The organism is Streptomyces montanisoli, from assembly GCF_017813245.1.
Classification (GTDB): Bacteria; Actinomycetota; Actinomycetes; order Streptomycetales; family Streptomycetaceae; genus Streptomyces; species Streptomyces montanisoli.
This window is the reverse complement of sequence record NZ_JAGIQL010000197.1, coordinates 1-10,174: the sequence shown is the minus strand read 5'-3', so window position 1 is coordinate 10,174 and position 10,174 is coordinate 1. Positions and strand designations below refer to the sequence as shown.

Here is a 10,174-nt window from a genome sequence, read left to right as displayed (position 1 = left end):
CCCCCCCCCCCCCCCCCTCCCCCCCCCCCCCCCGCCTCTCTACAGGCGGGAGCCGGCTCTCGAGATACATCGGAGACAGGAGTTCAGACGTGAGCTCTCCCGATCAGCGGGCGCGTGCTGCTGCGCCTGGGCGGGCCTGGGCTCCGGGTTCCCCTCAGCAGCGGAAGCCGGACCCCATTCCTGGTCAGGAGGCGACGCGGGCCCTGAACCCGCAGCGGGGCCCGGGCCGGAGGCCCGGCCCGGCGCGACGCGCCCCCGCGGCCCGGCCGCGTCGAAGCCGGCCGGCAGGGGGCCTATCTGGTCGAACACCTCGACCGGCTCGGCGCCGGCCTCGTCATCCCGCGCGGCGGGCGGCAGCAGTTCGACCGCGGCGGCGAGCGCCTTCCGCGCGCCCGTCGCCGTGCGGAAGCGTGCGCGCGGATCGGGCTGGAGCAGCGCGGCGAGCACGTCCCACAGCGGTCCCGGCACGCCCTGCGGGGCGCCGGGCGTGCCGTGTTCCGCGAAGTACTCGACGAGCGCCTTCGCGTCGGGCTTGTGCCCCTCCAGCAGGTAGAGCGCGACGAGGCCCGCGGCGAACAGGTCGGCGGGGAAGTCGGGTTCGGCGCCGAGCAGCTGCTCGGGCGCGAAGTAGCCCGGCGTTCCCACCACGTAGTCGGCCTCCGTGAGGCGTGGCTCGCCCTTGCGCATGGAGATGCCGAAGTCCGAGACCCTCAGGTGGGGCCGGTTCGTGCCGGTCGCTTCGAGCAGCAGGTTCGCCGGCTTGATGTCGCGGTGGACGATGCCCTCCGCGTGCACGGCCGCCAGGCCGGCGAGCAGCTGGTCGAGCAGGACGCACACGTACCGCGGCGGCAGCGGCCCGTAGTCCCCGATGAGGTGGGCGAGCGAGCCGCCCGCGACGAGGTCCATCGTGAACAGGACCTTGTCGTCGTCCGCCGCCCACGACGCGGGCGCGAGGACGTGCGGATGGTCGATGCGCACGGCCTGCTCGCGCACGAACCGCAGCAGCGTGTGCGCGTCGCTCTGCTGGAGGACCTTGGCCGCCACGTAGCGGCGCCGCCGGTGGTCCCACGCCCGCCAGACGGCGCCGATGCCGCCGCGTCCGATCGGGTCGACGAGCTCGTACCGTCCCGCGAACACCTCGCCCATGCCGCACGCCCCCTCGGCCGGCCCGGCCGGCCCGGTCGTCCTGTCGTCAGCTCTGGTGCGCCTCGTAGTGCGCGACGGCGTCGGCGGTGCGGCCCGCGCCGTACACCCGGAGGAACTCGGCGAGTTCCGGCTGGGTCGGGGCCAGCGAGTTCGCGGCGTCGATGATGTCGCCCGCGGCGGCGACGGAGCGCAGCAGCGACTGGATCTCCCGCACCACGCGCCGCACGGTCGGGGCCCCCGACCCGTTCGTGGACTGGCTCGTCGTCAGCATCGAGCCGCCCTGCGCCTTCTTGATCTCCTCCATGCGGGCGGTCGCCTCGGCTGCGCTCACGCTGCCGTCCGCCACCTGGCCCGCGAGGTTCTGGAGCGACTGGACGCGCTGAACGACGGCGGGGTTGCCGATCTTGGCCCGCTGCCCGCTCATGAGCTGGGAGAGCATCGGGGCCGAGAGGCCCAGTACGTGGGCGAGACGTGCCTGGTTGAGCCCCAGGTCATCGATGAGCCGGCGGAAGAGCGCCCCCAGCGGCTCGCCGTACCAGCTCCTCTGCAACTCTCTGGCCCGGGCCGTCGTTTCCTGCTGTGTGGCGTCCATCGCGTCTCCCCATCGCTTCCCCAAGCGGCGGCCGCGGCTTCACTGCCGCGAACCTTCTGGGCATCCTACGGAGCGTGGTCGGCCACGGGGAGCCCCTGACCTTTTGCGGAATCGCCGCCGGCACCCGGTACGCTGTTCCCGGACACGGGGCCTTAGCTCAGTTGGTAGAGCGCTGTCTTTGCATGGCAGATGTCAGGGGTTCGACTCCCCTAGGCTCCACGCAGGCTTAACGTAGGCCTTACGCAGGCCTTACGCCCGAAATGCCCTCTGGACCGCGGAACGCGCGTTCAGAGGGCTTTCTCGTCCGCCTGCTTCGTGGCGACGACTCCGTAGCAGTGGACGTGGTCGTCCCCGGCCACGGGCGCCGCGGCCGGGTCCTGGCGCCAGCGGTGGACCTCTACGAGGCCGGGCTCCACGGGGTCGTGGCCGTCCAGCAGCGCCTCGATGGCCGCGCGGCCGCGGATCTGCGTGCCGATGCCCTGCTGCCGGTATATGTCCTCGACCGCGCGCCAGGCCGCGGGGGCGAAGTCGTCTGTGCCGTGGCTCAGGATGAGGCAGCTGCCGGGGACGAGGGGCTCCATGAGCGCCCGCACGAGGGAGCGCGGGTCCTCCTCGTCCGTGATGAAGTGCAGGACGGAGCAGAGGATCAGCCCGACGGGCCGCGTGAGGTCCAGCGTCCGCCTGGCCTCCTTGAGGATGGTGTCCGGGGCGCGCAGGTCGGCCTGGACGTAGTCGGTGCGGCCCGCGGTACCGCCGCTCAGGAGCGCTTCCGACTGCCTGAGGACGACGAGGTCGTTGTCGACGTACACGACCGCGGCCCCCGGGTGCACGCCCTGGGCGACCTGGTGGGTGTGCGGTTCGTTGGGGACGCCGGCACCCACGTCGAGGAACTGGTCGATGCCCAGCTCGCCGGCCGCCGCGCGCACCGCCCTCGTGTGGAAGGCGCGGGCGGAGGTCGCGATCCGCTTGGTGTCGCCGAGCAGCGCGGCCACCTCGCCCGCGACGTCGCGGTCCACTCCGTAGCCGCTCTTGCCGCCCTGGTACGTGTCGTACAGGCGTGCGGAGCTGGCGTGCGACGTGTCGACCTGCTGACGGGGGCTGCACCAGGACTCGTCCATGAACTCTCCGATCTCCGGCGGAGATTCGGACTCTACCCACGGCGTGCACGGCGCATCCGCGCCGGGGCGCGAGGCATCCGGGGCGCGCGGACCGGGAGCGCCCGCCGTGCCTCGCCGGGATCGTTCGAGTTGCGCGGGGCGCCGATGCGTGCGCCGCGGGGGCGGGCCGTCCGTTCAGGCGTCAAATCGCCTGTGGGTAAAGGGTGTTGGTGTGGCGCTGTGCATGTCCGGGCGGGGAGGGGGAGGGGGGCCGCGCAGCAGGGTTTTCCGTTTTTCGCATCTCCGGATCGGCTGAACGGGTGGTGTTCATCCGAAGAACTGCGCGTATGACGGCGTATCTCCACCGCTTTCGGCTGCGCGTCCACATGATGAGGACTGTACTCAAATCGCGCAACTCGGGACGAACCGGTTGTGTGATCCGATTCTCATCCGAAAGCGAGGAGTCATGGCCGTCGTCAAGGTCAGGAACCTCTGGACCGCGTTCATCACCGCGTTCTTCGCCGTACTCGCCACGCTTGGCCTCACCACCCCCGCCGCTGCCGCCCGCGCCGCCGTCGCGCAGCCGGCCGACCAGCCCGCCGACCGCGGTGCCGAGACCGCCGTCCCCGCGCCCGCCGCGCCTGTGCCCGCCCCACGGGTGGATTCGGGCGGGACGGTGGGGGCACCTGCCGCCGGCAGCCGGCGCAGGACATCCGCGCCCGCGCCCGCCGCGCTCGAACCCCGCGCCCCGCGTGACCGCTCGCTGCCGCCCACCATCAAGCAGCGCATCACCGCGGAGGCCCACGGCTCCTCGCCCTCCGTCCGCAGGATCCCCGCCCAGCTTCCGCTGCAGGACGACGCTTCCGGTCCCGGCGCTTCCGGTTCTGATGCTTCCGGCCGTGCTGCTTCCGGCCTGGCCGACGTCGCACTCGCGGGGGCAGCGTGAGGCGCCGGGTCCCTCACGGGAAGCCCGGCGCCTCGAGAAGCTCCGTGCACGCGGCCGGCGGTCAGGAAGACTTCTTCTTCTTTTCCTGCTGTTCCGCCTCCGGGTCCGCCAGGGTCGCACCGTCCGCGCTGTGCGCGCCGGACGAGCCGTCCACCGACGTCAGGTTGGGCCGGTCGGAGACCTCGGTCGGTGCGGGCGGCTCCACCAGCCAGTCCGGGTTGGCCTGCTTGTCCCACCACTTCCACGCGGCGAAGGCGCCACCGGCCGCCAGGCCGAGGACGGCGAGCCCCTTGAAGACGCGGCCCGCCCTGGCCCGGCGCTCGTGCTTGCGCACCAGCTTCTGGATCTCGGATACGGAGACCTGCCCGCGCAGCGCGGCGAACGCCGCGGCGGAACGAGCAGTGGCCTCCTCGGCCATCGGCCCCGCGGCCGCCCTGGCCTGCTCCACCCGGGGTGCCGTGTACTCGGCGGCCTGCCGCGCCGCCGACCGCGTACGGGCGGCAGCCTTCTGTGCGGCGAGATCGACCTTCGGCGGCACGTGCGGTGCCAGGAGCGCGTCGTACTGATCGCGCGCCTGCTGTGCGGCCTTCGACACCGTCGGCGCGAGCCGTACGCGTGCCTCACGTGCGTACAGCGCGGCCTGGTCCTTCGCCGTGCCGGCGTACGGAGCCACCGCTTCCGCGGCGTGCTGCACGCTCTCCCTCGCTGAATCGGTAGCGGCGCGCACGCTGTCCATGCGGGTCACAGGATCATCCTCCTCGGTGGCGTTCGATATGTCGCCTGTCCACCCTTTTCGAAATCATGCCCTCCGCGGTCCGCGTCGGCATGCGTTAACAGGCATCCGTGTCACGATTCCGTCGTCCGTGTCGTCCGTCTGCGTCGTTCTGCGTCGTCCGCCCGGCCGTGCCAGGCTTCCGGACGCCGTTACCCGGTACCCCCGTCGAAGCCTTGAATGCGCTCCGGGGCCCTCTCGCATGCCCGCACACCCATCGGGGTGGCCTTCCGTGCGAGGATCGGGAAGGACAGAGCAGTCTTACGGAAGGCACATCGTGGCCGAGCAGCTTTACGCCACCCTGAAGACCAATCACGGCGACATCGAGATCCGGCTGTTCCCGGACCACGCGCCGAAGACGGTCAAGAACTTCGTCGACCTCGCCACGGGCGGTCGCGAGTGGACGCACCCCGCGACCGGTCAGAAGACGACCGAGCCGCTCTACAACGGCACCATCTTCCACCGTGTGATCAGCGGTTTCATGATCCAGGGCGGAGACCCGCTGGGCAACGGCACCGGCGGCCCCGGGTACGAGTTCGGCGACGAGTTCCACCCGGACCTGTCGTTCGACCGCCCCTACCTGCTGGCGATGGCCAACGCGGGCCCGGGCACCAACGGCTCCCAGTTCTTCATCACCGCCGTCCCCACGGGCCACCTCAACCGCAGGCACACCATCTTCGGTGAGGTCAGCACCGAGGCCGGCAAGAAGGTCGTCGACTCGATCATCGGCTCGCAGACCAACCCGCGCACGGACCGTCCCCTCCAGGACGTCAAGATCGAGTCGGTCTCCGTCGAGCAGCGCTGAGCCCCTCCGGGAGGCGTTTTGACCCCTGGGCCCTTCCGGGAACCTTCGGCCCCGCCCGTCCGTGTAGTGGAGACAGCCCGACGAGTGGCTGTGCCCGGCGCGAGCCGGGACGGGCGGGGCGCGGCGGGCGCCATGCGGCCGTGAACGCCGCGCAGACGTGAAGAGGACCGTGGGAGCGATGGACGAGGCAGAGCGGGCGGCCGCCGCGGGCAGTGGCCTGCCGGGCTGCTACCGGCACCCGGACCGGGGCACGGGCGTCAGGTGCACCCGGTGCGAGCGCCCCATCTGCCCCGCGTGCATGGTCAGCGCGTCCGTGGGCTTCCAGTGCCCCGACTGCGTCCGCGGCACCGCGCCCGCCGCCCCGTCGGCCGGCCGTGCGGCGGCCTCGGCCGTCCCCTCAGGAGCCGCGGCCAGGATCGGCGGTGCGATGCGCGGCGGACGGGGTGACACGACGCCGCGCACGGTGGCGGGCGCGCCCGTGCGCCAGGGCCAGAACCCGCGGCTGGTGACGCAGATCCTCATCGGGATCAACATCGCGGTGTTCATCGCCGTCCATCTGCACGGCGGCCTGGCCGAGGACCTCAGGCTGTCGGGCGTCGGCGTCGTGAACGGCGAGTGGTACCGGCTGTTCACGTCGATCTTCGACCACTACCAGATCTGGCACATCGGCTTCAACATGCTCAGCCTGTGGTGGATCGGCGCGCCGCTCGAAGCCGCGCTCGGCCGGCTGCGCTACACGGCTCTGTATCTGATCTCGGGCCTCGCGGGCAGCGCGCTCACGTATCTGATCGCGTCGCCCTTCCTGCCCTCGCTGGGCGCTTCCGGTGCGATCTTCGGACTGTTCGGAGCGACCGTCGTGCTGGTGCGCAGGCTCCGCTACGACATGCGGCCGGTGATCGCGCTTCTGGCGATCAACCTCTTCATCACGTTCTTCTGGGCGAACATCGCCTGGCAGGCCCACATCGGCGGCCTGGTCGCGGGTGCGCTGATGGCGATCGGCCTGGTCCACGCGCCGCGTGCGTACCGGACGCTGGTGCAGACGGCGAGCTGTGTGGGAGTCCTCGCCGTCACGGTCGTCCTGATCCTGGTCAGAACGTCGATGCTCACCTGACGTGGGGCTCTGCCCACAGCGTTGTCCACAGAACGTGCCCAATCCTGTGCCCGCGGTGCCGGGACGGCGCCCGTGCTGCGGCGAGACCGTGCTCGACAGGGTGACGATACGGCGCTGACCTGCGGCGACACGGTTTCCGGCGCTCGGTATGACGCGAGGGGGGCCGGCCCGCGGCCGTGGCCGCGGTCATACCGGCGTCAACCTCCCGCGAAGTTATCCACAGATCTTCAGACCTTTTCCCCTGCTGTGGAAATGCCTGTGGATAACTCCACCGAGTCCACCGAGTTGTCGGAGGGTCGCTACTTCCACTGGGTGGAGAAACCGAATCCCGCCGCGATGAAGACGAAGCCGACGGCGACGTTCCAGTTGCCGAAGGACTTCACCGGCAGGTCTCCACCCGTCACGTAATAGACGAGGATCCATGCCAGACCGAGCAGGAACATCGCCAGCATGACCGGCGCCACCCAGTTGCGGTTGGACAGCCTGATGTCCGTCGCGCTCCTGGAGGTCGGAGGCGGCGTGAAATCCGCCTTCTTGCGGATCCGGGACTTCGGCACGAGGAACTCTCCTGTCGATGTGCTGCGTGACCGCGCAGGGGACTGAACGGCCGGCGCCCCGTGGACGCCGGGGGGACGCGCGACCCGGCCGGGCGCTCCGTTAGCGTAGTGCTTCCGTGCCGCCCGAGGAGATAAGGGTACGTTGAGCAATTACGAACCCGGCCCCCGCGCCCCCGGCGATCGGGGTCCGCACCCCGCGCGCACGCGCCGGCCGCGGCCCGTGAGACTGCTCACGCTCGCGGTGTTCGCCCTGGCAGGCCTGATCTTCGTGGCCAGTTCCAACGCGGCCAAGGGCACGGACATCCGCACGGACGCGTCCCTGCTCAAGCTCTCCGACCTCGTGCAGGAGCGCAGCGGCAACAACGCGGACCTCGACAGGTCGGCCGCCGCCGTGCGCCGTGACGTCGACGCGCTCGCCAAGCGCGACGACGGCTCCAGCGCCGCCGAGGACAAGCGCCTGCGGGCGCTTGAGGACCGCGCGGGCACGCGCCCGCTGTCCGGTGACGCCGTCACCGTCACCCTGGACGACGCCCCGCCGGACGCCACGGCCGCCCCCGGCTACCCGCAGCCCCAGCCGAACGACCTCGTGATCCACCAGCAGGACCTCCAGGCCGTCGTCAACGCCCTGTGGCACGGCGGCGCGCGCGGCATCCGCGTCATGGACCAGCGGCTCATCGCCACCAGCGCGGTGCGCTGCGTCGGCAACACCCTGATCCTCCAGGGCCGCGTCTACTCACCGCCGTACCGGATCACCGCGGTGGGCGACCCGGCGAAGCTGCACAAGGCGATCGACGCCGCTCCGTCCATCCAGAACTACCTGCTGTACGTACAGGCGTACGGCCTCGGCTGGGACGTGCACGACGACGGGCGCACCACCCTGCCCGGCTACACGGGCACGACCGACCTGCACTACGCGCGGCCCGTGCACTGACCGGCGCGCCCGCCGGTCCGCCGGGCAGGCTGTGCGCGGCCTGTGAGCCGCCCGGGCCGCTGTGACGAAGCACAAACGCGATCACCCTCGGCAGCTCAGCCATGCACCGCGCACGGGGCGCCGCCGCAGATTAGTCTGGGGGCGAGCGGAGCACGAGCGGAACTGCCCGGGACGGCAGGGACCGAAGGGGCGGCGAGCACGGCATGTACGGCTGGTTCTGGCGGCATCTGCCCGGCAACACGTGGGTGCGTGCGGCCATTTCGATCGTCCTCGCCCTGATCGTCGTGTATCTGCTCTTCCAGTACGTCTTCCCGTGGGCTGAGCCGCTGTTGCCCTTCAACGACGTGACCGTCGACGGCGGATCCGGAGGTGCCGCGGGATGAGCGCGCGTGTTCTCGTCGTCGACAACTACGACAGCTTCGTCTTCAACCTCGTGCAGTACCTGTACCAACTGGGCGCCGAGTGCGAGGTCCTGCGCAACGACGAGGTGACGACGTCCCACGCACTCGGCCGCGCCGCGGGCGGCGAGGCCGGCTTCGACGGTGTCCTGCTCTCCCCCGGGCCAGGCACGCCGGAACAGGCGGGCGTCTGCGTGGAGATGGTGCGGCACTGCGCGGCCGCGGGCCTGCCGCTGTTCGGCGTCTGCCTCGGCATGCAGTCGATCGCGGTGGCGTACGGCGGCGTCGTCGACCGGGCGCCCGAGCTGCTGCACGGCAAGACGTCGCCGGTGGTCCACGAGGGCGCGGGCGTCTTCACGGGCCTGCCCTCGCCGTTCACCGCGACGCGCTACCACTCGCTCGCGGCCGAGCCGGCGACGATCCCCGCCGACCTCGAGGTCACCGCGCGCACGCCCGACGGCATCGTCATGGGGCTGCGGCACCGCGAACGGCCCGTCGAGGGCGTGCAGTTCCACCCGGAGTCGGTGCTCACGGAACACGGCCACCTGATGCTGGCCAACTGGCTCACCCGGTGCGGCGACGCGGGCGCGGTGGCGCGTTCGGCCGGTCTCGCGCCGGTGGTGGGGAAGGCAGTCGTCGCGTGACCGCGCTCCGCCCCGAGCACGAGAGCGCGGGGGGCGCCGCAGGCGCCCGGGGTCCCGGGGACCTCGGGGACGCGGGCCGCGCTGGGGACGCCGTCCGTGCTGACGATGCCGGCCGCGCCGGGGGCGCCAGGGATGCCGGCCGCGCCGAGGACGCGTTGGAGGCCGCCGTGGGGGCACTTGCTGACCCGCTGACGGACCCGCTCCCCGAGGCCGTACGCGCCGCACGCACGCCCTCTGCCCCGGTGGCGTCGGGCGAGGCCGAGCCGATACCGCCCACCCGGCCCGGAACGCCGACCGGGGCGCCCGACGCGGCGCCCGCTGCGGGGTCCGTGGCGCGCCCGGTGGGCAAGCATGCCCGCCAGGCCCCGCCGCCCGCGCCCTCGCCCGCCCCGCAGGCCGTGGGGGCGCCTGGCGGGCCCGTGGCGGGTCCCCCGCCCGCGCGGCACGCGGGACGGCCCCAGAGCCCGCAGGAACCGCCCGCGCGGCCGCCGGGCCCCCAGCCGTGGGGCGAGGCGCCGACGGCGTTCCTGCCGAGAACCCCCCGGCCGCCACAGCCGGAGCCGGAACCCGCGTCACGGCGGTCCGCGGCGTCCGCGTACGGCCAGCCCTCAGCTCCGTCGCACAGGGCGCCTCAGACGCCGCAGGACGAGACGGCCACCGGCGTCCTGCCGAGGACGCCACCCGCGCAGGCCGTCCCCGCTCCCGACGCCGATCAGGCGCCGCCAGCGGGCCCGCCGCCCCAGGCGCCGCAGCCGCCCCAGGGCGAGGCGGCCACCGCCTACCTGCCGAAGACGCCCCCTGCGCCGTCCGCGCCCACCGCGCCGTCCGCGCCCTCGGACGCCGGGCAAGCACCGCAGGCGGCGCGGCCCCCCGTCGATCAGGAGACCGTCGGGCTGCGGGCCGGCGACATACGGCGGGCCGTCGGCGCCGACGAGGCGGCCCCGGCCGCCGCCGCGCCCGTCGCCGGAGCCCTGACGACAGCACTCCCCATGTGGGTCGGCGATGGGCCAAAGCAGCTCTGGCGTTAGCCGTGGGCTCGTAGCAGCTCGCACATGCTGACCGTGTCGGCCAGGCCCGACCTCTCCGAGTAATAGCTTCGGGGAGTGACCTAGTTGGTGGGCGGCGCACACCTGGACACGCGGAATCTGCGCCCCTTCTGCACGTACGACAGGGGG

Annotated in this window: 11 protein-coding genes, 1 tRNA gene and 1 pseudogene; 8 read left to right on the top strand and 5 right to left on the bottom strand. The window is 72.5% G+C overall.

The annotated features are described in order from the left end of the window. Positions 1 to 108 precede the first annotated feature (108 nt). Positions 109 to 1,146, bottom strand: a pseudogene (locus JFN87_RS29215) (serine/threonine-protein kinase); the annotation flags it as partial. Between the two features lie 46 nt (positions 1,147 to 1,192). Further along, entirely contained in the window at positions 1,193 to 1,738 is a 546-nt protein-coding gene (locus tag JFN87_RS29210) for a helix-turn-helix domain-containing protein (protein ID WP_209344874.1), read from the bottom strand. A 146-nt stretch (positions 1,739 to 1,884) separates the two neighbouring features. Here JFN87_RS29210 and JFN87_RS29205 point away from each other — a divergent pair. Continuing rightward, a tRNA-Ala gene (locus JFN87_RS29205) sits at positions 1,885 to 1,957 on the top strand. A 68-nt stretch (positions 1,958 to 2,025) separates the two neighbouring features. Here the strand turns inward: JFN87_RS29205 and JFN87_RS29200 are convergent. Then, a complete protein-coding gene (locus tag JFN87_RS29200) occupies positions 2,026 to 2,856 on the bottom strand; it encodes an SAM-dependent methyltransferase (protein ID WP_209344872.1) in 831 nt (276 codons plus the stop codon). A 445-nt stretch (positions 2,857 to 3,301) separates the two neighbouring features. Here JFN87_RS29200 and JFN87_RS29195 point away from each other — a divergent pair, with 445 nt between their 5' ends. Beyond that, positions 3,302 to 3,781, top strand: a complete 480-nt coding sequence (locus JFN87_RS29195) for a DUF6344 domain-containing protein (RefSeq protein WP_209344871.1) — start codon at positions 3,302 to 3,304, stop codon at positions 3,779 to 3,781. Between the two features lie 61 nt (positions 3,782 to 3,842). Here JFN87_RS29195 and JFN87_RS29190 read toward each other — a convergent pair whose 3' ends face one another. After that, a complete protein-coding gene (locus JFN87_RS29190; RefSeq protein WP_209344869.1) occupies positions 3,843 to 4,526 on the bottom strand; it encodes a DUF5324 family protein in 684 nt (227 codons plus the stop codon). A 304-nt stretch (positions 4,527 to 4,830) separates the two neighbouring features. Here JFN87_RS29190 and JFN87_RS29185 point away from each other — a divergent pair, with 304 nt between their 5' ends. Both JFN87_RS29185 and JFN87_RS29180 read left to right on the top strand, forming a co-directional pair. Then, positions 4,831 to 5,358: a peptidylprolyl isomerase gene (locus JFN87_RS29185; RefSeq protein WP_209344867.1), complete on the top strand. Its 528-nt coding sequence runs from the start codon at positions 4,831 to 4,833 to the stop codon at positions 5,356 to 5,358. Positions 5,359 to 5,536: 178 nt separating this feature from the next. After that, positions 5,537 to 6,469, top strand: a complete 933-nt coding sequence (locus JFN87_RS29180; RefSeq protein WP_209344865.1) for a rhomboid family intramembrane serine protease — start codon at positions 5,537 to 5,539, stop codon at positions 6,467 to 6,469. A 299-nt stretch (positions 6,470 to 6,768) separates the two neighbouring features. On the opposite strand, the gene crgA is transcribed toward JFN87_RS29180, so the two are convergent. Continuing rightward, positions 6,769 to 7,026, bottom strand: coding sequence for a cell division protein CrgA (gene crgA / locus JFN87_RS29175; RefSeq protein ID WP_209344863.1), 258 nt, complete (start codon positions 7,024 to 7,026; stop codon positions 6,769 to 6,771). Positions 7,027 to 7,252: 226 nt separating this feature from the next. Between crgA and JFN87_RS29170 the strand changes: the two genes are divergently transcribed. From JFN87_RS29170 to JFN87_RS29155, 4 genes are all read left to right on the top strand, one after another. Beyond that, on the top strand, positions 7,253 to 7,957 hold the full coding sequence (locus JFN87_RS29170; RefSeq protein ID WP_209344878.1) for a DUF881 domain-containing protein: 705 nt from the start codon (positions 7,253 to 7,255) through the stop codon (positions 7,955 to 7,957). 203 nt (positions 7,958 to 8,160) lie between these two features. Then, entirely contained in the window at positions 8,161 to 8,340 is a 180-nt protein-coding gene (locus JFN87_RS29165; RefSeq protein WP_209344861.1) for a hypothetical protein, read from the top strand. Continuing rightward, on the top strand, positions 8,337 to 8,999 hold the full coding sequence (locus JFN87_RS29160) for an aminodeoxychorismate/anthranilate synthase component II (RefSeq protein ID WP_209344858.1): 663 nt from the start codon (positions 8,337 to 8,339) through the stop codon (positions 8,997 to 8,999). The genes JFN87_RS29165 and JFN87_RS29160 overlap by 4 nt, the downstream gene beginning before the upstream one ends. Positions 9,000 to 9,166: 167 nt before the next feature. After that, complete coding sequence (locus tag JFN87_RS29155; RefSeq protein ID WP_209344856.1) at positions 9,167 to 10,027, top strand: hypothetical protein; 861 nt, start codon at positions 9,167 to 9,169, stop codon at positions 10,025 to 10,027. The last annotated feature ends 147 nt before the right edge of the window (positions 10,028 to 10,174 follow it).